General features: G+C 50.1%; 23 protein-coding genes and 1 other annotated feature. All 23 genes read right to left on the reverse strand.

Going from position 1 to position 22,284, the window contains the following annotated elements:
* Nucleotides 1-6: 6 nt before the first annotated feature.
* Nucleotides 7-273, reverse strand: a complete 267-nt coding sequence (gene rpsQ / locus VK70_RS25910; protein WP_025336666.1) for a 30S ribosomal protein S17 — start codon at nt 271-273, stop codon at nt 7-9.
* A gap of 42 nt (nt 274-315) precedes the next feature.
* Nucleotides 316-513, reverse strand: a complete 198-nt coding sequence (rpmC, locus tag VK70_RS25915) for a 50S ribosomal protein L29 (RefSeq protein ID WP_025693031.1) — start codon at nt 511-513, stop codon at nt 316-318.
* Nucleotides 503-937, reverse strand: a complete 435-nt coding sequence (gene rplP / locus VK70_RS25920) for a 50S ribosomal protein L16 (protein ID WP_025693030.1) — start codon at nt 935-937, stop codon at nt 503-505. Before rplP ends, rpmC begins: the two co-directional genes overlap by 11 nt.
* A gap of 2 nt (nt 938-939) precedes the next feature.
* Nucleotides 940-1,605 (reverse strand): 30S ribosomal protein S3, encoded by a 666-nt coding sequence (gene rpsC, locus VK70_RS25925; protein WP_025694127.1) that lies wholly within the window; start codon nt 1,603-1,605, stop codon nt 940-942.
* A gap of 13 nt (nt 1,606-1,618) precedes the next feature.
* Nucleotides 1,619-1,951, reverse strand: a complete 333-nt coding sequence (rplV, locus tag VK70_RS25930; RefSeq protein WP_025693028.1) for a 50S ribosomal protein L22 — start codon at nt 1,949-1,951, stop codon at nt 1,619-1,621.
* A 34-nt stretch (nt 1,952-1,985) separates the two neighbouring features.
* Complete coding sequence (gene rpsS, locus VK70_RS25935) at nt 1,986-2,264, reverse strand: 30S ribosomal protein S19 (protein WP_025336671.1); 279 nt, start codon at nt 2,262-2,264, stop codon at nt 1,986-1,988.
* A gap of 75 nt (nt 2,265-2,339) precedes the next feature.
* Nucleotides 2,340-3,170, reverse strand: coding sequence for a 50S ribosomal protein L2 (gene rplB, locus VK70_RS25940; RefSeq protein ID WP_025693027.1), 831 nt, complete (start codon nt 3,168-3,170; stop codon nt 2,340-2,342).
* Nucleotides 3,171-3,198: 28 nt separating this feature from the next.
* Nucleotides 3,199-3,492 (reverse strand): 50S ribosomal protein L23, encoded by a 294-nt coding sequence (rplW, locus tag VK70_RS25945; RefSeq protein ID WP_025694128.1) that lies wholly within the window; start codon nt 3,490-3,492, stop codon nt 3,199-3,201.
* Nucleotides 3,492-4,115, reverse strand: coding sequence for a 50S ribosomal protein L4 (gene rplD, locus VK70_RS25950; protein WP_025694129.1), 624 nt, complete (start codon nt 4,113-4,115; stop codon nt 3,492-3,494). Before rplD ends, rplW begins: the two co-directional genes overlap by 1 nt.
* Nucleotides 4,116-4,140: 25 nt before the next feature.
* The gene (gene rplC, locus VK70_RS25955; RefSeq protein ID WP_025693025.1) at nt 4,141-4,758 is read right to left on the reverse strand and encodes a 50S ribosomal protein L3; all 618 of its coding nucleotides are present in this window, start codon (nt 4,756-4,758) and stop codon (nt 4,141-4,143) included.
* A gap of 39 nt (nt 4,759-4,797) precedes the next feature.
* A complete protein-coding gene (gene rpsJ / locus VK70_RS25960; RefSeq protein WP_006676490.1) occupies nt 4,798-5,106 on the reverse strand; it encodes a 30S ribosomal protein S10 in 309 nt (102 codons plus the stop codon).
* Nucleotides 5,107-5,332: 226 nt separating this feature from the next.
* The gene (locus VK70_RS28135; RefSeq protein ID WP_025694130.1) at nt 5,333-6,682 is read right to left on the reverse strand and encodes a globin-coupled sensor protein; all 1,350 of its coding nucleotides are present in this window, start codon (nt 6,680-6,682) and stop codon (nt 5,333-5,335) included.
* A gap of 224 nt (nt 6,683-6,906) precedes the next feature.
* The gene (tuf, locus tag VK70_RS25970; RefSeq protein ID WP_025694131.1) at nt 6,907-8,097 is read right to left on the reverse strand and encodes an elongation factor Tu; all 1,191 of its coding nucleotides are present in this window, start codon (nt 8,095-8,097) and stop codon (nt 6,907-6,909) included.
* A 107-nt stretch (nt 8,098-8,204) separates the two neighbouring features.
* A complete protein-coding gene (fusA, locus tag VK70_RS25975; protein WP_046723994.1) occupies nt 8,205-10,283 on the reverse strand; it encodes an elongation factor G in 2,079 nt (692 codons plus the stop codon).
* Nucleotides 10,284-10,330: 47 nt separating this feature from the next.
* Entirely contained in the window at nt 10,331-10,801 is a 471-nt protein-coding gene (gene rpsG / locus VK70_RS25980) for a 30S ribosomal protein S7 (RefSeq protein ID WP_025336679.1), read from the reverse strand.
* Nucleotides 10,802-10,843: 42 nt separating this feature from the next.
* On the reverse strand, nt 10,844-11,263 hold the full coding sequence (rpsL, locus tag VK70_RS25985; protein WP_025693021.1) for a 30S ribosomal protein S12: 420 nt from the start codon (nt 11,261-11,263) through the stop codon (nt 10,844-10,846).
* Nucleotides 11,264-11,407: 144 nt separating this feature from the next.
* The gene (locus tag VK70_RS25990) at nt 11,408-11,656 is read right to left on the reverse strand and encodes a ribosomal L7Ae/L30e/S12e/Gadd45 family protein (RefSeq protein WP_025697592.1); all 249 of its coding nucleotides are present in this window, start codon (nt 11,654-11,656) and stop codon (nt 11,408-11,410) included.
* Nucleotides 11,657-11,829: 173 nt separating this feature from the next.
* A complete protein-coding gene (gene rpoC, locus VK70_RS25995) occupies nt 11,830-15,444 on the reverse strand; it encodes a DNA-directed RNA polymerase subunit beta' (protein WP_025699873.1) in 3,615 nt (1,204 codons plus the stop codon).
* A gap of 199 nt (nt 15,445-15,643) precedes the next feature.
* Nucleotides 15,644-19,189, reverse strand: coding sequence for a DNA-directed RNA polymerase subunit beta (gene rpoB / locus VK70_RS26000; protein WP_046723996.1), 3,546 nt, complete (start codon nt 19,187-19,189; stop codon nt 15,644-15,646).
* A 426-nt stretch (nt 19,190-19,615) separates the two neighbouring features.
* The gene (locus VK70_RS26005; protein ID WP_025699372.1) at nt 19,616-20,221 is read right to left on the reverse strand and encodes a class I SAM-dependent methyltransferase; all 606 of its coding nucleotides are present in this window, start codon (nt 20,219-20,221) and stop codon (nt 19,616-19,618) included.
* A 132-nt stretch (nt 20,222-20,353) separates the two neighbouring features.
* The gene (gene rplL, locus VK70_RS26010; protein WP_025699370.1) at nt 20,354-20,716 is read right to left on the reverse strand and encodes a 50S ribosomal protein L7/L12; all 363 of its coding nucleotides are present in this window, start codon (nt 20,714-20,716) and stop codon (nt 20,354-20,356) included.
* A 51-nt stretch (nt 20,717-20,767) separates the two neighbouring features.
* Nucleotides 20,768-21,271 carry a 50S ribosomal protein L10 gene (gene rplJ / locus VK70_RS26015; protein WP_025691671.1) on the reverse strand — a complete coding sequence of 168 codons (504 nt, stop codon included), beginning with the start codon at nt 21,269-21,271 and terminating at the stop codon, nt 20,768-20,770.
* A 61-nt stretch (nt 21,272-21,332) separates the two neighbouring features.
* Nucleotides 21,333-21,482, reverse strand: a sequence feature (ribosomal protein L10 leader region).
* A 68-nt stretch (nt 21,483-21,550) separates the two neighbouring features.
* A complete protein-coding gene (gene rplA / locus VK70_RS26020) occupies nt 21,551-22,243 on the reverse strand; it encodes a 50S ribosomal protein L1 (RefSeq protein ID WP_025699367.1) in 693 nt (230 codons plus the stop codon).
* Nucleotides 22,244-22,284: the final 41 nt, after the last annotated feature.

Raw genomic sequence — 22,284 nt, forward strand, 5'->3', positions numbered from 1 at the left:
GACGCATTAGATGATAACCGCTTTTTCCACCACTTCAACCAGTCTCCAGCGTTTGTCCTTGGAGAGCGGACGAGTTTCCATGATTTTTACAGTATCGCCGATTTGGGCAGTATTGTTCTCATCATGCGCTTTAAATTTCTTGGTGTATTTGATGCGTTTGTGGTACAGATCATGTTTTTTGTAAGTTTCAACGGCAACCACGATCGTTTTGTCCATTTTGTCGCTGACAACTTTACCGATTTGCACTTTGCGCGCGTTGCGTTCTTCGCTCATAATTAGCCTCCTTCCTGATACGGATCATTCCATCCGTTTCACTTAGCTGATCCCAAGTACTCTCTCATGGATAACGGTTTTAGCACGAGCTATTTCTCTACGCACATCACGAATCCGAGTCGGGTTGTCCAGTTGGCCTGTTGCCAGTTGAAAACGCAGATTAAAGAGCTCTTCTTTGAAGCCAGCAATCTTTTGTTCAATCTCGGCAGTGGTCAAGTTGCGAAGTTCATTAGCTTTCATTTGCTTCACCACCCAATTCTTCACGTTTCACAAACTTAGTCTTAACTGGCAGCTTGTGAGAGGCAAGACGCATCGCTTCACGAGCGATTTCTTCAGACACGCCTCCGAGTTCGAACATAATCTTGCCCGGTTTAACAACGGCTACCCATTTCTCAACGTTACCTTTACCGCTACCCATCCGAACCTCGAGAGGCTTTTGAGTAATCGGCTTGTCAGGGAAAATCTTGATCCAAACTTTACCGCCCCGTTTGATGTAACGGGTCATCGCGATACGAGCCGCTTCGATTTGACGGTTAGTGATCCAAGATGGCTCCAGAGCTTGCAGACCGAATTCGCCGAAGTTCAGCTCGGTGCCGCCTTTTGCCAGACCCTTCATGTGACCGCGTTGTTGTTTGCGGTGCTTAACACGTTTTGGTACCAACATGATTAGTTGCCTCCTTCCTTAGCAGCTTGTTTCTTAGCCGTAGGAAGTACCTCTCCACGATAGATCCATACTTTTACGCCGATCCGGCCGTAAGTTGTATGAGCTTCAGCCGTTCCGTAGTCGATGTCGGCACGAAGCGTATGAAGTGGAACTGTTCCTTCGCTATAGCCTTCCGTACGAGCGATCTCGGCGCCGCCAAGACGTCCGCTGACAGAAGTTTTAATCCCTTTTGCACCAGAACGCATTGTTCTTTGGATAGCCTGCTTAAGCGCACGGCGGAACGACACACGACGCTCCAGTTGTTGTGCGATGCTCTCGGCAACGAGAATAGCGTCCAGCTCAGGGTGTTTGATTTCATTGATATTAATGTGTACTTTCTTGCCGCCTGCGATTTGAGTAACCGCGCTGCGAAGCACTTCGACTTCAGCGCCGCCCTTACCAATAACCATACCTGGTTTGGCAGTATGAATTGTAACGTTCACACGGCTAGCCGCTCTTTCAATTTCAATACGGGAAACAGCGGAATCTTTCAGCTTGCCTTTGAGGTATTCCCGAATTTTGACGTCTTCCAGAAGAAGTGTTCCGAAATCTTTGCCTGCATACCATTTGGATTCCCAGTCACGAATAATCCCGATCCGAAGTCCGACTGGATTTACCTTTTGACCCACACGTTATCCCTCCTTATTTCTCAGATACCACCAAAGTAATGTGGCTGGTGCGTTTGTTAATCCGGCTGGCGCGACCCATCGCGCGCGGACGGAACCGTTTCATCGTTGGACCTTGGTTAACGAAAACTTCGCTGATAAACAAGTTGTTTACGTCCATCGAATAGTTGTGCTCGGCATTGGCGATCGCCGAGTTCAGCAGCTTTTCAACTACAGGGGAAGCGGATTTCGGAGTGTGGCGAAGGATAGCAATTGCCTCTCCCACCTGCTTGCCGCGAATCAAGTCAACAACCAGTTTCGCTTTACGAGCGGAAATCCGCACCGATCTTGCATGCGCTTTTGCTTGCATTGTTTTCCCTCCTCTCTAAGCAGAGAATCTGTTATTATCTTCTCGTCTTCTTATCGTCACCCGCGTGGCCTTTGTAAGTACGCGTTGGCGCGAACTCGCCCAACTTGTGACCTACCATATCTTCCGTTACGTATACAGGCACGTGTTTACGGCCGTCATACACGCCAAACGTATGTCCGATAAATTGAGGGAAAATGGTTGAGCGGCGGGACCAAGTCTTGATGACAACTTTTTTGCCCGAAACGTTCAAGTCTTCAACTTTTTTCAGCAGGTAGCCGTCGATAAAAGGCCCCTTCTTCAAACTGCGACTCATGTATGAATCCTCCCTTCATCAAATGTTCAAGCCGCGATTCGACGCTTCGCGGGTTCAAGCTCACCTAGAAGCGTCTTATTTCGTGCGGCGACGAATAATATATTTATCAGAAGCTTTGTTTTTCTTACGCGTTTTGTATCCGAGAGTCGGTTTGCCCCAAGGAGACAACGGCGATTTACGTCCGATCGGAGCGCGTCCTTCACCACCACCGTGAGGGTGATCATTCGGGTTCATAACAACACCGCGAACTTCAGGACGTTGACCTAGCCAACGGCTGCGGCCGGCTTTACCGATCTTGATCAGTTCGTGGTCTTCGTTGCCAACCGAACCGATTGTAGCACGGCATACGCTCAGAATTCTGCGAACTTCACCGGAAGAGAGACGCACGGAAACGTACTTGTCTTCTTTACCGAGCAACTGCGCTTCCGTACCGGCTGCGCGAACCAATTGGCCGCCCTTGCCAGGCTTCAGCTCAATGTTGTGGATAACTGTACCTACCGGAATGTTGGACAGCGGAAGCGTGTTACCGATTTTGATGTCCGCTGCAGGACCGGATTCGATCTTATCCCCAACTTTCAGACCTTTAGGAGCGATGATGTAACGTTTCTCTCCGTCTGCGTAGTGAATCAGGGCAATATTGGATGTGCGGTTCGGATCATACTCAATCGTAGCAACGCTGCCTGGTATGCCGTCTTTCGTCCGCTTGAAGTCGATGATACGGTATTTACGCTTATGTCCGCCGCCGTGGTGACGAACCGTAATTTTACCTTGGTTGTTGCGGCCCGCTTTTTTGCTCAGCGGCGCCAGCAGCGATTTCTCAGGCTGGTTTGTTGTGATTTCTTCAAACGTAGACACGGACATTCCGCGTCTAGCCGGAGAAGTCGGTTTGTACTTTTTGATTGGCACTTTGTTTCCCTCCTTGCTTTACAGGATATTATTCTACCGCTTCAAAGAACTCGAGCGGCTTGCTGTCTGGGCTGAGCTTCACGATGGCTTTCTTCCATTCCGGGGTGTAGCCGGAGTAGCGTCCATAACGCTTCAGCTTTCCAGGCACGCGCAGTGTGTTCACAGCAACGACTTTTACTTTAAAAATGGCCTCTACAGCCTGTTTGATTTCGGTCTTGTTGGCACGAATGTCCACTTCAAAAGCATATTTCAAATCGCTCATGTATTCGGATGTGCGTTCCGTAATCACCGGACGTTTGATGATATCGCGAGGATCTTTCATTACGCGAACACCTCCTCTACCTTAGAAACTGCATCTTTGGTGATGATCAGTTTGTCGTACGTCAGCACGTCAAGAACGTTAATGCCATCAGCCGCCAAGAACTTCACCCCAGGGATGTTGCGGGCGGAGAGAGCTACATTGTCGTCATAGCTAGGAGCTACGATCAGAGCTTTTTGAGCTACCTTCAGGTTGTTCAGAATGGCTACGAATTCTTTCGTCTTCGGAGCATTCAGAGTCAGGCTATCCAGTACGATGATGTTGCTCTCGATAACTTTCGAGGACAACGCGGATTTGATCGCCAGACGCCGAACCTTTCTAGGCAGTTTCCAGGAATAGCTGCGAGGAGTCGGTCCGAAGACAACGCCGCCGCCTTTCCATTGAGGAGAACGAATCGAACCTTGACGAGCACGGCCTGTGCCTTTTTGTTTCCAAGGCTTGCGTCCGCCGCCACGAACTTCGGAACGTCCTTTAACTTTGTGTGTACCACGACGCAGGGAAGCTCTTTGCAGAAGAACCGCTTCATTCAGCACGTGAGTATTCGGCTCGATACCGAAAATCGCGTCGCTCAGTTCAACTTCACCAACTTCGTTACCACTGATATTGAAAAGTGTTACTTTTGGCATTTCATGTTCCTCCTTTCTTCAAAAGTTATTTCTTAACGGTTTCTTTAACCTTTACGAAGCTGTTCTTAGGTCCAGGAATGGAGCCTTTCACCAGCAAAACATTACGTTCTACGTCCACTTTGACGACTTCAAGCTTTTGAATCGTCACCGTTTCATGACCCATATGTCCTGGCAGGCGTTTGCCTTTAGGAACACGGTTGGCTTGGATGGAACCCATCGAACCCGGTCTTCTATGGTAACGGGAGCCGTGAGCCATTGGTCCGCGGCTTTGTCCCCAGCGTTTGATAACGCCTTGGAAGCCTTTGCCTTTGGAAATTCCGGTTACGTCAACAAATTCGCCTTCTGCGAAGACGTCAGCCTTCAGTTCTTGTCCAACCTCGAGTGCCCCGAGGTCAACACCGCGAATTTCGCGAACGTAGCGCTTAGGTGTTGCATTTGCCTTCTGGGCGTGACCTTGTTCAGGCTTGTTGGTGTTTTTCTTATCGGAAAAGCCCAACTGCACTGCTTCATACCCGTCGGTATTGAGGTCTTTCTTTTGCAGTACCACACAAGGACCCGCTTCGATAACCGTAACCGCGATTACGTTACCTTCAGGAGTAAACACTTGAGTCATACCGAGTTTTTTTCCTAAGATACCTTTCATGTTGACACCTCTTTTCTTTTCCTGTTTCTAATAGAAGAATTACAATTTAATTTCGATATCTACACCGGACGGCAGATCCAAGCGCATCAAGGCATCCACAGTTTGTGGCGTTGGATTCACAATGTCGATCAGACGCTTGTGAGTACGCATTTCGAACTGTTCACGGGAATCCTTGTACTTGTGCACCGCACGGAGAATAGTAATAACTTGTTTCTCAGTTGGCAGCGGAATCGGCCCCGATACACCTGCACCGGAACGTTTTGCCGTTTCAACGATCTTCTCAGCGGATTGATCAAGAATTCTGTGGTCGTATGCTTTCAAGCGGATACGAATTTTTTGCTTTGCCATTTTAGTCCCTCCTTCTATCGCCCAATTTATTATCGGACATACTCCGTGAAAATTTTCTGACCCCAGGCTTCATGGCAAAGGAGCCGGGTGTGTCAGTAACCTCTCACATCATCGCAACGTCGCAGAACAACATTTATTATTATATAGAATCTTTTCGCCTATTGCAAGCAAAAAAACAAAACAACGCATGATTTTTTCATGCGCCGTTATGTGCAGCTTTTTTACATTATAGATTAGCTGTTGCCAACTTGAAATACTCCGCCGATGCGGCTGTCTGTGCAGTTGTCGCCCCTATTCCTTCTATAGTATGGATCAGTGTCCGGATCTCTTCTTCTACCGTTACGATCTCCCGGGTGCTGCTCTGCATCGTATCCAAAATGTCGGAGAACAGTTGGCTGGTCTCATCCGATTGCTGCTTGCCGCTTTCCGTCAGTTCCTGCACTTTTCGGATTTCTTCCACCACCTGTGTGGTCAGAATACCGGATTTGGCCGTCAATTCTCCGATGTGTACAACCGTGCTTTTTGTATCTTCTGCCAACCGGTTGACCTCTTGGGCAACGACGCTGAAGCCTCTTCCGTGCTCACCCGCTCTTGCCGCTTCTATTGTTGCGTTAAGCGATAATATTTTGGTCTGATCCGCAATTTCCTGAACCGCGCCGACAATCGTCTGAATTTGTTTTGAAAATTGGCTAAGCTCTTTTACCGATTGTTCCATTTCATTCGTTCTTTCAAAAATATGTCCAATCTGCCCGTTCAGCCTGCTCAGCAGCTCACGTCCGTCTTTTGCCTTCTCTTGAGATTCAAGGGCTGAAAAAGCGGTGCGTTGGAATGAATTATTAACTTCATTACTGCTTGTAACCAATTGCTCGATCGCTGCATTTGTATCCATACTGAGATCGACCAATTCGCCGCTGAATTCGGCAATTTTCTGTTTCAACTCATTTTTCACAATTTCATATTGCTCTTCTTTTTCTCTGATATTCTCTTTTTCGTAGGCTTCCAGAACGAGCTGCTGTTCCAGATTTAAAAGTTTGGTCAGTGTTTGTACCATTTTAAGCCGTTCCGCATCATTAAATGCTTCTTTATAGATAACGCCAATAAATACATTTTGCAGATTTTGAAAAGCGGACAAATACCACTTCGGCTCTAATCCAACCTTCTTATGGATGTTAGCGATAACCAGCCGTTTCGTTATGTAACGATTGTCCACACTGCCGTCAAAAATTTCGACGATATGTTCTCGCAGAGTTTGCTTCAGCCTGTCGATGCTGCTGTGCTTGACGATGATCCGTTCCAGCTTATCCACATCAACTACTGAGCTATAAAAATGGTCGGTAATCTCGTCAATATTCCGTACTATCGCAGGCTTCATTCTGCGCAGCAGCTCCAGGTCATCATCAGTCAAGTCTATCATTCTCATCTGCTCATTCAATTCTTCCTGACCTTGTATCGAATGGTGAGATTCTGAACCCCGAGCTTGTTCGCTGGCAAGGAGGAAGGAATGAGGTTCATAGGGAGCCACTCTCTTCTTTTGAAAAGATAAACCATGTAAAAAAGCAAACGGACATTTCCCCATACAGATCACCCCATATAATCTAATATTTCTTGTTACGGTTGAAACAGAGTTGTATTTATATCTTCGGCATTTTATGTAGTTTGCTGAAGACACGAATTAAATTATTTTAAATTTTTATTATTAATTGTGTTTAGAAAATATAAATAAAAAAACAGGAACCCTTCATTATGAAGAGTCCCTGCTTGTAAGTCCTTATCTTCCTCTTAAAGAGTAAGAGTCCGAACTTATTTTTGGATTGTAGCTACAGTACCGGCTCCAACTGTACGGCCGCCTTCACGAATGGAGAACTTTGTTCCTTCTTCGATAGCGATCGGGGCGATCAGTTGAACAGTTACTGTAATGTTGTCGCCAGGCATTACCATTTCAGTACCTTCTGGCAGGTTGATGATACCCGTTACGTCAGTTGTACGGAAGTAGAACTGAGGACGGTATCCTGTGAAAAAGGGCTTGTGACGGCCACCCTCTTCTTTAGTCAGGACATAGATTTGAGCAGTGAACTCAGTGTGCGGCTTAACGGAATTCGGTTTGGCCAACACTTGTCCGCGCTCGATTTGGTTACGGTCAACACCACGGAGCAGAGCGCCAATGTTGTCACCGGCTTGAGCGGAGTCAAGAAGTTTACGGAACATTTCAACGCCGGTAACGACGGATTTCTTCGTTTCTTCTTGGATACCAACGATTTCAACTTCGTCGCCCACTTTAACTGTTCCGCGGTCTATGCGGCCAGTTGCCACGGTACCGCGGCCAGTGATGGAGAATACGTCCTCGACAGGCATAAGGAAAGGCTTGTCAGTGTCGCGCTCTGGCAGCGGAATGTACGTGTCGATCGTTTCGAACATTTCAACGATCTTTTGAGCCCATTCGCCGTCAGGGTTTTGCAGAGCTTCACGAGCGGAACCGCGAGTGATTGGAGTGTCGTCGCCCGGGAATTCGTATTCGTTCAGCAGGTCGCGAACTTCCATTTCAACCAGTTCCAGAAGCTCTTCGTCTTCAACCATGTCGCATTTGTTCAGGAATACGACGATGTAAGGAACGCCTACTTGGCGGGACAGCAGGATGTGTTCGCGAGTTTGCGGCATTGGGCCGTCAGCTGCGGATACAACCAAGATAGCGCCGTCCATTTGCGCTGCGCCGGTGATCATGTTTTTAACATAGTCGGCGTGTCCAGGGCAGTCTACGTGTGCGTAGTGACGGTTAGGAGTTTCATATTCAACGTGAGCTGTGGAGATGGTGATACCACGTTCGCGCTCTTCCGGAGCTTTGTCGATTTGATCGAATGCTACAGCGGCACCGCCGTATTTTTTGGACAATACAGTTGTGATTGCAGCAGTCAGAGTCGTTTTACCATGGTCGACGTGACCGATAGTACCGATGTTAACGTGCGGTTTAGTACGTTCAAACTTAGCCTTTGCCATTTGAACAGTTCCTCCTTAATATTGGTTCTTATTATTGGAGCCGTCCGATCTTTAGCTGACTCTATGATGACTGAAAGGAACCAATCGGACGGCAAGTAAAACATGGATTACTCTGCGCCTTTGTTCTTAGCCACGATCTCGTCCGCAATGGATTTAGGAACTTCTTCGTAGTGGGAGAGTTCCATCGAGAATACGCCGCGGCCTTGTGTACCGGAACGCAGGGTAGTGGAATAACCGAACATTTCGGAAAGAGGTACTTTCGCACGGATAATTTGGGCTCCGGCGCGGGAATCCATACCTTCGATCCGTCCACGGCGGGAGTTCAGCATACCCATAACGTCGCCCATGTATTCCTCAGGCACTGTTACTTCCACTTTCATGATTGGCTCAAGCAGGACAGGTTTACACTTGTCTTTGGCTGCTTTAAGCGCCATCGAACCGGCAATTTTGAACGCCATTTCGTTGGAGTCGACATCATGGTAGGAACCATCAACGATGGTTGCCTTGACATCAACGAGCGGGAAGCCGGCGATAACGCCGTTCTTCATTTGCTCTTCAATACCTGCAAGCGCAGGGGCGATGTATTCTCTCGGTACGGAACCGCCGACAACCTTACTTTCGAACTGGCTGCCAGTACCTGCCTCAAGAGGCTCGAATTCAACCCATACGTGGCCGTATTGACCGCGACCGCCGGACTGACGAACGAACTTACCTTCGACGCGAGCCGGAGCTCTGAACGTTTCACGATAAGCAACCTGTGGTTTACCAACGTTGGTCTCCACCTTGAATTCACGACGCATACGGTCAATGATGATATCCAAGTGAAGCTCACCCATACCGGCAAGAATCGTTTGTCCCGTTTCTTCATCGGTATGCGCGCGCAGCGTCGGGTCTTCCTCAGTAAGCTTGCCGAGAGCAACGCCCATTTTGTCTTGGTCGGCCTTCGTCTTAGGTTCAACTGCGATCTCGATAACCGGATCCGGGAAGTTCATCGATTCGAGAATAACCGGATGCTTCTCATCACACAGTGTATCACCTGTTCCAGTGTCTTTCAAACCTACAGCAGCTGCGATGTCTCCGGAATACACAATAGAGATTTCCTGGCGGCTGTTCGCGTGCATTTGCAGGATACGTCCGATACGCTCGCGTTTGCCTTTTGTGGCATTCAGAACGTAAGAACCGGACTCCAGAATACCGGAATATACGCGGAAGAAGGTCAGCTTACCAACATAAGGGTCAGTCATGATTTTAAATGCCAACGCGGAGAACGGCTCTTCGTCCGAAGAGTGACGCTCGGCTTCCGTACCATCTTCGAGATGACCCTTGATCGATGGAACATCAATCGGAGCCGGCAGGTAATCAATAACAGCGTCCAGCATCAGCTGAACCCCTTTGTTACGATAAGAAGATCCGCAGATCACCGGGAAAATCTTAACGTCCACTACGCCTTTGCGCAGTGCAGCCTTGATTTCGTCAATGGTAATCTCTTCGCCTTCCAGGTACTTCATGGTCAGATCTTCATCGAGTTCCGCAACTTTCTCAATGAGCTCGTTGCGCAGCTCTTCGACTTGATCCAGGAATTCGGACGGGATATCCGTCACTTCAATATCACGGCCAAGATCGTCTTTGTACATATGGGCTTTTTGCTCTACCAGGTCGATGATGCCGATGAAGTCGTTCTCGGCACCGATCGGCAGCTGAATGGCAACCGCATTTGCTTGCAGACGCTCACGCATATCCTTAACTACGTTAAGGTAATCCGCTCCGATGATATCCATTTTGTTAACATAGGCGATCCGGGGAACGCCATAACGGTCAGCCTGTCTCCAAACAGTTTCAGACTGAGGCTCAACGCCCTCTTTTGCACTGAAAACGCCTACTGCCCCGTCCAATACACGAAGGGAACGTTCAACTTCAACGGTGAAGTCAACGTGTCCCGGGGTATCAATGATGTTGACCCGGTGACCTTTCCACGCAGCAGTGGTAGCGGCGGAAGTAATCGTAATTCCGCGCTCCTGCTCTTGCTCCATCCAGTCCATCGTTGCTGCACCTTCGTGAACTTCACCGATTTTGTGCGTACGGCCTGTATAGAAGAGAATCCGTTCCGTGGTGGTTGTCTTACCAGCGTCAATATGCGCCATGATCCCGATATTACGTGTATTTTTCAAGGAGAACTCTCTTGCCATGAATGGGGTCTCCCTTCAAAAATGAAGTTATTTGATTGACCTTGATCCTACCAGCGGTAGTGAGCGAATGCTTTATTCGCTTCAGCCATTTTATGCGTGTCTTCACGTTTCTTAACGGAAGCGCCTGTGTTATTGGAAGCATCGATAATCTCAGCCGCCAAACGCTCTTCCATCGTCTTCTCACCGCGGTTGCGGGAGTAGTTCACGAGCCAACGTAATCCCAGGGAAGTACGTCTCTCCGGTTTAACTTCGATCGGCACTTGGTAGTTCGCGCCGCCGACACGGCGAGCTTTAACCTCGAGAACCGGCATAATGTTCTTGATGGCTGCTTCAAACACTTCCATTGGGTCTTTCCCCGTACGTTCTTCAATCAACTTGAACGCGTTGTACAGAATGCTTTGAGCGACACCTCTTTTACCATCCAGCATTACACGGTTAATCAAACGAGTAACCAGTTTGCTGTTATACACCGGATCCGGCAGTACGTCTCTTTTGGAAACTGGACCTTTGCGTGGCATGGATATCCCCCTTTCATTAGATTGTTCTTATTCGTTCATTTATTATTTCTTAGCTTTCGGACGTTTCGCGCCGTATTTGGAGCGGGATTGCATCCGGTTGTTCACGCCTGCTGTATCCAGCGCGCCGCGAACGATGTGGTAACGAACACCCGGAAGGTCTTTAACCCGGCCTCCGCGAATCAGCACCACGCTGTGCTCTTGCAGGTTATGTCCGATACCCGGAATGTAAGCCGTCACCTCTACACGGTTCGTCAAGCGAACACGGGCATATTTACGAAGTGCGGAGTTCGGTTTCTTCGGAGTCATTGTACCTACACGAGTGCACACACCGCGTTTTTGCGGAGCGCTCAAATCCGTAGCCTCACGCTTCAGGGCGTTAAATCCTTTTTGCAGTGCAGGCGATTTCGATTTTTCGATCTTGGCTTGACGGCCTTTACGAACCAATTGATTGATAGTTGGCATTGTTGTGCCACCCCCTTCCTCTAATAATGATCTCTTATAAACCTTCTCGCTAAGCCCACAGACCCAGGCGGTTCATAAAAGAACAAATGAAAAGTCTTTGCCACCGGAGTTACTCTCACGACACAAAAACAGTTCTTCACGCTATTATTTTAAGACGGCTGCCATTGCAGCGCCCACTTCGATTCCGCAGGCCTTGCCCAACTGCTGCATCGTATCGACATAAGTCAACTTGACGCCATGCTTATTGCAAAGACTAACGATTCTTGAAGTAAGCCTGGGATCTCCGTCTTCCGCCACATAGACTTCTGCGGCCTGGCCCATCTCCACCGCTTTGACGGTTTGCTTGGTGCCGATCTTGATCTGAGCGTCCCGTAGTCCTCTATCATCAGTCATTACAAAACCCTCCAATGAACAAAGATAACAAGGATACTCACGCACCTTTAACATATTATCACTGCCGTCTTACAGTGTCAAGAAAATTTCGAAAAAAATTTCTCTGCAGACTTCCGCGCCGGACTTAACGAAAGATCGCGCCGGCGCGGATGGACTAACAGAGAATTCATGCTTTATTCAGCCGGAACAGTTTCCAAAGCTTCCTCTTCGCTTTGCTCTTCTTCCGGATTGACCAATTTGACATTGCGGTAGCGGTTCATGCCCGTTCCGGCAGGAATCAGCTTACCGATAATAACGTTCTCCTTGAGGCCGAGCAGTTGGTCGACCTTGCCTTTGATGGCCGCGTCGGTCAGCACGCGCGTCGTCTCCTGGAACGATGCCGCGGAAAGGAAGGAGTCTGTTTCCAGCGATGCCTTCGTAATACCGAGCAGCACAGGCTTCGCAACAGCCGGTTCTTTACCGGACAGAATTACTTCCTTATTCGCTGCTTCATATTCATGGATATCCGCAAAGGAGCCAGGCAGCAGGTTAGTGTCACCGGCATCAATGATGCGGATTTTACGCAGCATTTGTCTAATCATGACCTCAACGTGCTTGTCGTTGATTTCTACGCCCTGGTTCCGGTATACGCGCTGAACTTCCTGAAGGATGTAGTTCTGCACGCCGCGGATACCCTTGATGCGCAGCATTTCTTTCGGATCGATGGAACCGTCGGTCAGCTCGTCGCCGGCCTCGACCTCATCTCCTTCGCTTACTCGCAGGCGTGATCCGTAGGTAATCGAGTAGACTTTTGATTCCGCTTCACCTTGAACCTCGATTTCGCGGCGGTCCTTCGCTTCGCGAATTTCCTTCACGACGCCGTCGATTTCACTGATGGTCGCTTGCCCTTTCGGGTTACGCGCTTCAAACAGCTCTTGGATACGCGGAAGACCTTGCGTGATATCGTCGCCCGCAACGCCCCCGGTATGGAACGTACGCATAGTAAGCTGTGTTCCCGGTTCACCGATAGACTGTGCGGCAATAATGCCGACGGCTTCGCCAATCTCGACGTGCTTACCGGTAGCCAGGTTGCGTCCGTAGCACTTCTTGCAGACGCCGTGACGGGCGCGGCAGCTCAGTACGGAGCGGATTTGCAGCTTGCCTACGCCGGCTTTAACGATCTCTTCCGCTTTGTCGGAATCAATCAGATCATTGCGATGCACAATGATTGCTCCTGTTTCCGGATGACGGACGGTCTCGAAGCAGTAGCGGCCTTCAATACGGTCGTACAGATCCTCGATAACCTCTTTGCCGTCCTGGATACGGCTAACGGTAAAGCCTTTGTCGGTGCCGCAATCATCCTCGCGGACGATTACGTCCTGGGCCACGTCTACGAGACGGCGTGTCAGGTAACCGGAGTCGGCGGTACGAAGCGCCGTATCCGCCAGACCTTTCCGCGCTCCGTGAGTAGAGATAAAGTACTCGAGGACGGTCAGGCCTTCGCGGAAGTTCGCTTTGATCGGAAGTTCGAAAATGCGTCCCGACGGCGTCGCCATCAGTCCGCGCATGCCGCCAAGCTGGGTAATCTGCGATTTGTTACCCCGCGCTTTGGAATCCACCATCAGCATGATGGAATTGAAACGGTCCATCGATTTCATAAGCACGTTGGTCAGATCATCTTTCGTCTTGGACCAGATCTCAATGACGCGGTCATACCGCTCTTCATTAGTAATGAGACCGCGGCGGTATTGCTTGGCAACAACGTCGACCTTCTCTTCGGATTCCTTCAGAATGGCTTTCTTCTCTTCAGGAACGATTACGTCCGATACAGCGATCGTTACACCCGCACGGGTAGAGTAGGTAAAGCCAAGCTGCTTGATTTTATCCAGAATAACCGATGTTTTGGTTGTATGGTAAATTTCGAAACAGCGGGCGATAATCGAGCCGAGATATTCTTTGCCGACAGCGCCAGCGATCGGAACCGCATCAATCAGTTCGCGGATATTGGCGCCTTTTTCGTAAATGAAATATTTCTCCGGCGTGCCTTGCAGCAGATTGTCGCGTGTCGCTTCGTTGATGTAAGGAAAGCTTGCCGGGAAAATTTCGTTGAAAATAATTTTGCCGACGGTTGTGATCAGCATAGCGGTCTGCTGCTTCTCGGTGAAGCTGGTCTTGTTAAGCGCCTTGACCGGAATGGCTACGCGCGCATGAAGACCGGCTGTGCCGCGCTGATATGCGGAAACCGCTTCGTTCACGGTACGGAGAATCATGCCGCTGCCCTGTTCTTCCTTGTTGTCCATGGTCAGATAGAAGGAACCAAGAACCATATCCTGGGAAGGGGTAACGACCGGCTTGCCGTCTTTCGGGTTCAAAATGTTGCCGGATGCCAGCATCAGAATGCGTGCTTCCGCCTGTGCTTCCGCGGAGAGCGGAACGTGCACGGCCATTTGGTCACCGTCAAAGTCAGCGTTGTACGCTGTACATACGAGCGGATGAAGACGAATGGCATGGCCTTCCACCAGAATCGGTTCAAACGCTTGAATACCGAGACGGTGAAGCGTGGGGGCACGGTTTAGCAGAACCGGATGCTCTTTGATGACCTCTTCAAGCACATCCCAAACTTCCGGGCTTACGCGCTCGACTTTGCGTTTCGCGCTCTTAATGTTATGGGCCAGTCCTTTGTTAACCAGTTCCTTCATGACGAACGGCTTGAACAGCTCCAGTGCCATTTTCTTAGGCAGACCACATTGGTACATTTTCAGGTAAGGGCCTACGACGATAACGGAACGGCCGGAATAGTCAACCCGTTTACCGAGCAGGTTCTGACGGAAACGGCCCTGCTTACCTTTCAGCATATGGCTGAGCGATTTCAGCGGACGGTTGCCTGGGCCCGTTACCGGGCGGCCGCGGCGGCCGTTGTCGATTAGAGCGTCGACGGCTTCCTGAAGCATCCGTTTCTCGTTCTGCACGATGATATCCGGAGCGCCAAGGTCAAGCAGTCTTTTCAGACGGTTGTTGCGGTTAATTACGCGGCGGTACAGGTCGTTCAGGTCAGACGTAGCGAAACGTCCGCCGTCCAGCTGTACCATCGGACGCAGTTCCGGCGGAATAACCGGGAGAACGTCCATGATCATCCAGTCGGGCTTATTGCCGGAGTTGCGGAAAGCTTCGATCACTTCAAGGCGCTTGATCGCACGGTTGCGGCGTTGGCCTTGAGCGGTGCGCAGTTCTTCCTTAAGGAATTCCAGCTCTTTTTCGATATCAAGATCCTGAAGCAGCTTCTTGACCGCTTCCGCGCCCATGCTCGCTTGGAAGCCGTAGCCGTACTTCTCGCGGTAGCTGCGGTATTCCTTCTCGGACAGCAGCTGTTTCTTCTCCAGAGGCGTATCGCCGGGATCGGTTACGACATAAGATGCGAAGTAAATAATCTCTTCCAGCGATCTCGGAGACATATCAAGCGCGAGACCCATGCGGCTCGGAATGCCTTTAAAATACCAGATATGCGAAACCGGAGCAGCGAGCTCGATATGGCCCATACGCTCGCGGCGCACTTTGGCGCGTGTGACTTCGACGCCGCAGCGGTCGCAGACTACGCCTTTATAACGGACGCGTTTGTATTTGCCGCAATGACACTCCCAGTCTTTTTGCGGTCCGAAGATCCGTTCGCAGAAAAGACCCTCTTTTTCCGGCTTGAGTGTGCGATAGTTGATGGTTTCCGGTTTCTTAACCTCTCCGCGGGACCAAGAACGAATCTTCTCCGGGGAAGCCAGCCCGATTTTCATGAATTCAAAATTGTTTACGTCCAACAAGGAGCAACCCTCCTTAACCTGATCCTGATTTGGTGCCGCCGTTCCTCTCCCTACTCCTTGCAGCGGGAGAAGCTGCGGTCATACAACGGAAGGCCACCCCGGGAAAGGATGGCGCAGCCGCTTTATTGTTATCCTCAGCAGTTCAGCGGCGCCGCAGAGCACTTAATCACTGGGAGCCGCTTCACTGTATGGGGAAAAATTATTCCACTCCGACTTCCGCACCTTCCAGATTGAGGCTCAGCTTGTCGCTTGAAGTCTCATCCTCGTCGTCCAGTTCTTTCATTTCGATCTCCTGCTCGTCACCGCTCAGGATTTTGACGTCCATACCGAGAGACTGAAGCTCTTTGATCAATACTTTGAAGGACTCAGGAACGCCCGGCTCCGGCACATTCTCGCCTTTGACAATGGATTCATATGTCTTCACACGTCCGACAACGTCATCGGATTTAACAGTCAGAATCTCTTGCAGCGTATAGGCGGCGCCGTAAGCTTCAAGCGCCCACACTTCCATCTCGCCGAAACGCTGTCCACCGAATTGGGCTTTACCGCCGAGCGGCTGCTGCGTAACGAGCGAGTATGGTCCAGTGGAACGGGCATGGATTTTATCGTCGACCATGTGCGCCAGCTTGATCATATGCATGACGCCGACCGTAACTTCACGCTCAAAACGTTCGCCCGTCCGTCCGTCGTACAGAATGGTCTTACCGTTACGCTGCATGCCGGCTTCTTCCATCGTGTCGAACACGTCATACTCACGCGCTCCATCGAATACCGGCGTTGCGACGTGGATACCCAGACGCATGGCGGCGAATCCGAGGTGAACCTCAAGCACCTGCCCGATGTTCATCCGCGAAGGAACGCCCAGCGGGTTCAGCACAACCTGTACCGGTGTTCCGTCCGGCAGGAATGGCATATCTTCTTCAGGCAGAATACGGGCTACGACACCCTTGTTGCCGTGACGTCCGGCCATTTTGTCGCCCTCGGAGATTTTACGCTTCTGAGCGATATAGACACGAACCAACTGGTTGACGCCAGGAGGCAGCTCGTCGCCGTTCTCGCGTGTAAATACCTTGACGTCGACGATAATGCCGTCGCTTCCGTGAGGCACGCGCAGGGAAGTATCGCGCACTTCGCGGGCTTTCTCACCAAAGATCGCGTGCAGCAGGCGTTCTTCCGCCGTCAGCTCCGTCACGCCTTTTGGCGTAACCTTGCCGACGAGAATATCGCCAGCGCTGATTTCCGCACCGATCCGGATAATGCCGCGCTCATCCAAATTGCGAAGGGCTTCTTCGCCTACATTCGGAATATCGCGCGTAATCTCTTCCGGTCCGAGCTTCGTATCCCGCGCTTCGGATTCGTACTCCTCGATATGGATCGAAGTATATACATCCTCTTTCACCAGCTTCTCGCTCAGCAAGATGGCATCCTCGTAGTTGTAGCCTTCCCAAGTCATAAACGCAACGACTACGTTGCGGCCAAGGGCCAATTCGCCCATCTCCGTGGAAGGACCGTCTGCCAGGATATCACCTTTCTTGACGATATCGCCTCTCTTGGCGAGAGGACGCTGGTTAATGCAAGTACCTTGGTTCGAACGCATAAATTTGTGTAATTTATATTTAACGATGTCGCCTTTAACTTCTTTGCCGTCTACAGTCTCAACACGCCGCAGCCAGATTTCGTTGGCAGAAGAGCGCTCGATGATACCGTCATATTTAGAGACGATACATACGCCCGAATCTTTTGCCGATTTATGCTCCATTCCCGTGCCGACAAGCGGCGCTTTCGGAATGAGCAGCGGAACGGCCTGACGCTGCATGTTGGAACCCATCAGCGCGCGGTTGGAGTCATCGTTCTCAAGGAACGGAATGAGCGCCGTCGCGACGGATACAACCTGTTTTGGCGAAACGTCCATGTAATCTACTCGGTTGCTCGGCATTGTCGTGATGTTGTCGGACAGCTTGTTGTAACGGACGATAACCATCTCATCCGCAAACGTGCCTTCCTCCGTCAAATCGGCATTCGCCTGAGCGACTACGTAATTATCTTCTTCGTCTGCCGTGAGGTAATCGATTTGTTCCGTGACCTGACCCGTCTTTGGATCGACCCAACGGTACGGCGCTTCAATAAAGCCGTATTCGTTAATGCGGGCAAAAGTGGACAAGGAGTTGATCAAACCGATGTTCGGACCTTCCGGGGTCTCGATCGGACACATCCGGCCGTAGTGACTGTGATGGACGTCGCGTACCTCAAAGCCCGCGCGTTCACGTGTCAGACCACCCGGACCGAGCGCGGACAGACGGCGTTTATGCGTCAGCTCCGCAAGTGGGTTCGTCTGGTCCATAAACCGTGACAGCTGGGAGCTTCCGAAGAACTCCTTGATCGACGCGATAACCGGACGGATGTTGATCAGCGCCTGCGGCGTGATCGCATTCGCATCCTGAATCGACATTCTCTCCCGCACCACGCGTTCCATCCGGGAAAGACCGATACGGAACTGGTTCTGCAGAAGCTCGCCCACGGAACGCAGACGGCGGTTGCCCAAGTGGTCGATATCGTCGGTGTTGCCGATACCGTGCAGAAGATTAATAAAGTAGCTGATCGAGGAAATAATATCAGCCTGAGTGATATGCTTGATCGATTTGTCGATATTGCCGTTAGCGATGAGCTTAATCACTCTCCCTTCTTCAATCGGGGAGAATACCTCCACCGTTTGGAGAGGAATGTCTTCACTATCCAGAACGCCACCGCTTACGCGGTAGGTCTTGGCAGCCATATTTTTTTCGAAATACGGCAGCAGTTCGTCCAGCAGACGGCGATCTACCATCTGGCCGGTCTCGGCCAGAATTTCCCCGGTCGATTCATCCACCAAAGGTTGAGCCAGCCGCTGGTTAAAGAGACGATTCTTGATGTGCAGCTTCTTGTTGATTTTGTAGCGGCCCACATTTGCCAGGTCATAACGCTTAGGGTCGAAGAAACGCGCTACGAGCAAGCTCTTGGCGTTATCAAGCGTCGGCGGCTCGCCCGGACGAAGACGTTCGTAAATTTCGATAAGCGCCTTCTCCGTAGAGTCCGTGTTGTCCTTGTCAAGGGTGTTCCGAATATATTCATCATTGCCAAGCAGTTCCAGAATTTCAGCGTCGCTGCCGAATCCGAGAGCACGCAGCAGCACAGTAACCGGAATTTTACGGGTACGATCGATCCGGACATACATGATATCCTTCGCGTCGGTCTCCAGCTCCAGCCATGCTCCGCGGTTTGGAATAACTGTGGCCGTGTAGGTTTTTTTGCCATTCTTATCCACTTTAGTGCTAAAGTAGACGCTAGGAGAGCGAACCAACTGGCTGACAATTACCCGTTCCGCACCGTTAATAATAAACGTACCGGTCTCCGTCATCAGTGGGAAATCCCCCATGAACACTTCCTGTTCCTTGACTTCGCCGGTCTCCTTGTTGATGAGCCGCACTTTCACCCGAAGAGGCGCCGCATACGTCACATCACGCTCTTTGGCGTCGTCCACCGTATATTTCGGTTCACCCAAGCTGTAATCAATGAACTCCAGCACCAAATTACCTGTGAAATCCTGGATCGGCGAGATGTCCTGGAACATTTCACGCAGTCCTTCCTCCAAAAACCAATCGTATGATTTTTGTTGGATTTCAATCAGGTTCGGGACCTCGAGTACCTCGTTAATTCTCGCATAGCTTCGCCGAGTGCGTCGACCATACTGAACAAGATGTCCTGCCAACTTTACTCACCCCTCATGTCTACTTACTTAAAAATTGATTGCGAACCCCTGTTTGTAACCGTATAATGGAACCAAGTAACAGAGATTCATGCCCCAAATAAAGAAAAGCCCTTATCGAAATCTTTCGAAAAAAGAGCGCATCTCTTCATGGGCGGTATTACTCCATAATCAGTAGATTTGCCCAAAACGTACGTATTATACGTTAACCAGCGTGTGTTTATGCGTTACGGCCCTCATCACCCCTCTCCCTCAAAGGAAAACGGCTGCTAATAGGCGTTTCCGCGCAAACTTGCCCTCGGCATGCGCCTGCCGTTGACAATGTTGACGCTTGACATTTCAGCAAACTAAAGACATGGAGCCTATCTTAATACTGACATTTTATAATAATACCACTACCAACATCCCGTGTCAATAATGTCAGCCTATTTATTTAGTGATTTTTTCAGCTTTTAAAATTCGGTATCCCTTGTCTTTCCCAATCTCCTGTACTTCTCCGAACAGACTCTCCAGCTTGGCCGCCGCCGAAGGCGCGCCCTGCTTCTTCTGGATAACGACCCAGAGTGCTCCGTTTTCATTCAAATGCTCATAAGCTTCCTCAAAAATACGATGGACCACCGATTTCCCCGCACGAATGGGAGGATTGGTTAGAATAACATCAAAGGTCTGTCCAGCCACTGCAGCCAGCACATCGCTTTCCATGATCTTCACATTTGAAATTCCATTCAGTTTCGCATTTTCGCGGGCCAGCTCAACTGCCCGGCTGTTAATATCAAGCATCGTCACGATTCCTCCGGGAGCCAGACGCGCTGCTGCAAGACCAATCGGCCCATATCCACAGCCCACATCAAGCACCGAAGATCCGTCTGGAATTTCCATGGCTTCAATCAGCGCCCGGCTGCCATAATCCACATCTCCTTTGGAGAACACGCCGGCATCGCTTGTAAATCGAAAAGTTGTGCCCCTAAGCACTGCGCTAATAACGCGTCTGTCATGACGGGCTTCCGGCTGCTGCGAGTAATAATGCTGGGACATACCCATTCCTCCCTCTTCTGGATTGCTCAGTAACCACCTTAGATCCTTGGCATACAGCAAACCCCTTGAACAAGTTCAAGGGGCTGCAATGGATGGGAGGAATCTCTTCGCTCCCAAGGATGTTGCTTACAATTACTTCACTTCTACAGCTGCGCCTGCTTCTTCCAGCTTTGCTTTGACAGCATCTGCGTCTTCTTTGCTTACTTTTTCTTTGATCGGCTTAGGAGCGTTGTCTACCAGATCCTTAGCTTCTTTCAGACCCAGGCCAGTGATTTCGCGAACAACTTTGATTACGTTGATCTTGGAACCGCCAGCGTTTGTCAGGATTACGTCGAATTCAGTTTGCTCTGCTTCAGCAGCTACTGCTGCGCCGCCAGCAACTGCTACAGGAGCTGCTGCAGTTACGCCGAATTCTTCTTCGATTGCTTTAACCAGTTCGTTCAGTTCCAGTACACTCATGCCTTTGATTTCTTCCAAGATTGCTTCTTTACTCATGATTAAACCTCCAATTATATTGAAATTTTTAGATTGAAATTCCGGTTTGTGTTACGCGCTTTGCTCTTCCTTGTCGGCGACAGCTTTGACTGCCAGCGCGAAGTTGCGCATTGGTGCTTGAAGAACGCTAAGCAGCATGGACAGCAGTCCTTCGCGGGAAGGAAGTTCTGCCAGTGCTTTGATTTGATCCGCGCCGATTACTTTACCTTCTACAACGCCGCCTTTCAGTTTCAAAGCGTCGTTCTTTTTGGCAAAATCGTTCAAAATTTTGGCCGGTGCCACTGCATCATTCGCACTGAAGGCGATAGCTGTAGGACCTGTCAGAACTTCATCCAGTTCGGTCAGCTCAGCCGCAGCGGTTGCGCGGCGAAGCAGCGTGTTCTTAAGAACTTGGAATTCAACGCCCGCTTCGCGAAGCTGCTTGCGAAGTTCGGTTACTTGGGAAACGTTCAATCCTCGGTAGTCCGCAACAACAGTAGTTATGCTGTTTTGCAGTTTGCCGGTAACGACATCAACCGCTTCCTGTTTAGCTTCAATTACTTTAGCATTTGCCAATGATTACACCTCCTGATAATTTATACGGCGCGCTATTAACGAAAAGCTCCGCCGTTCCTACGCAGGCATTAGAAAAGCCTCCGCAGATTCACGAAGGCTTGATAAAACGATAGGTATACGGAGCACCGTTTCCTTTGTTTCTATCATAACACCTCGGTAGGAAATTAAGCCTTGCGGCACCTACTGTCTACGGCAAGCATATTCAAAGTTAAGTAGAAGACCCTAACTCATCACAACTGTTATAGATTATCAAAGATTGTCCCGAGAGTCAATCCCGAATTATCTATAAGAAGCCGTGCTTACACGAGCGCTTGGTCCCATTGTCGAAGATACGGCGATGCCTTTAAGGTATACCCCTTTGGCTGCAGCCGGTTTCGCACGGTTCAACGCATCGATAAGTGCTTTAAGGTTCTCGTTCAGTTGAGCAGCATCAAAAGACACTTTGCCGATTGGCGCATGAATTTGACCCGCTTTGTCCAGACGGTACTCGATTTTACCGGCTTTAATTTCTTGAACAGCCTTGGCAACATCGAATGTAACGGTGCCGGCTTTAGGGTTAGGCATAAGGCCTTTACCACCGAGCAGACGGCCCAGTTTACCGACTTCACTCATCATATCAGGTGTAGCTACGCAGACGTCGAATTCGAACCAGCCTTGTTGGATTTTGTTGATCATATCTTGATCGCCAACAAAATCGGCGCCAGCCGCTTCCGCTTCCTTCGCTTTGTCACCTTTCGCAAATACAAGCACGCGCTGGGTTTTGCCTGTGCCATGAGGCAGGACAACAACGCCGCGGACGGCTTGGTCTTGTTTACGAGGGTCTACGCCCAGACGGACAGCCGCTTCAACGGTTTCGTCGAATTTGGCAGTTGCCGCCTTCTTCACAAGCTCAACGGCTTCTGCAGGCTCGTAAGTCGCTTCGCTGTCAATCAGCTTGACAGCTTCCAGGTATTTCTTACCATGTTTAGCCATGAAAATGTTCCTCCTTTGTGGTATTAGCGGAATATCCTCCC

The sequence above is a fragment of the Paenibacillus durus ATCC 35681 genome (genome assembly GCF_000993825.1).
In the GTDB taxonomy this organism is placed as follows: Bacteria; Bacillota; Bacilli; order Paenibacillales; family Paenibacillaceae; genus Paenibacillus_AQ; species Paenibacillus_AQ durus_B.

Bases quoted from the DNA above. Each gene is read 5' to 3' on its own strand.
- VK70_RS26005 (WP_025699372.1), bottom strand. From the start codon at position 20,221: ATGTCCCAGCATTATTACTCGCAGCAGCCGGAAGCCCGTCATGACAGA.
- VK70_RS25990 (WP_025697592.1), bottom strand. From the start codon at position 11,656: ATGACTGATGATAGAGGACTACGGGACGCTCAGATCAAGATCGGCACC.
- rplC (WP_025693025.1), bottom strand. From the start codon at position 4,758: ATGAAAGGTATCTTAGGAAAAAAACTCGGTATGACTCAAGTGTTTACT.
- VK70_RS28135 (WP_025694130.1), bottom strand. From the start codon at position 6,682: ATGGGGAAATGTCCGTTTGCTTTTTTACATGGTTTATCTTTTCAAAAG.
- rplP (WP_025693030.1), bottom strand. From the start codon at position 937: ATGTTGGTACCAAAACGTGTTAAGCACCGCAAACAACAACGCGGTCAC.
- rplA (WP_025699367.1), bottom strand. From the start codon at position 22,243: ATGGCTAAACATGGTAAGAAATACCTGGAAGCTGTCAAGCTGATTGAC.
- rplW (WP_025694128.1), bottom strand. From the start codon at position 3,492: ATGAAAGATCCTCGCGATATCATCAAACGTCCGGTGATTACGGAACGC.
- rpmC (WP_025693031.1), bottom strand. From the start codon at position 513: ATGAAAGCTAATGAACTTCGCAACTTGACCACTGCCGAGATTGAACAA.
- rplL (WP_025699370.1), bottom strand. From the start codon at position 20,716: ATGAGTAAAGAAGCAATCTTGGAAGAAATCAAAGGCATGAGTGTACTG.
- rplV (WP_025693028.1), bottom strand. From the start codon at position 1,951: ATGCAAGCAAAAGCGCATGCAAGATCGGTGCGGATTTCCGCTCGTAAA.
- fusA (WP_046723994.1), bottom strand. From the start codon at position 10,283: ATGGCAAGAGAGTTCTCCTTGAAAAATACACGTAATATCGGGATCATG.
- rplD (WP_025694129.1), bottom strand. From the start codon at position 4,115: ATGCCAAAAGTAACACTTTTCAATATCAGTGGTAACGAAGTTGGTGAA.
- tuf (WP_025694131.1), bottom strand. From the start codon at position 8,097: ATGGCAAAGGCTAAGTTTGAACGTACTAAACCGCACGTTAACATCGGT.
- rpsG (WP_025336679.1), bottom strand. From the start codon at position 10,801: ATGCCACGCAAAGGTCCAGTTTCCAAAAGAGACGTACTGCCGGATCCG.
- rpsS (WP_025336671.1), bottom strand. From the start codon at position 2,264: ATGAGTCGCAGTTTGAAGAAGGGGCCTTTTATCGACGGCTACCTGCTG.
- rpsJ (WP_006676490.1), bottom strand. From the start codon at position 5,106: ATGGCAAAGCAAAAAATTCGTATCCGCTTGAAAGCATACGACCACAGA.
- rpsL (WP_025693021.1), bottom strand. From the start codon at position 11,263: ATGCCAACTATCAATCAATTGGTTCGTAAAGGCCGTCAAGCCAAGATC.
- rpsQ (WP_025336666.1), bottom strand. From the start codon at position 273: ATGAGCGAAGAACGCAACGCGCGCAAAGTGCAAATCGGTAAAGTTGTC.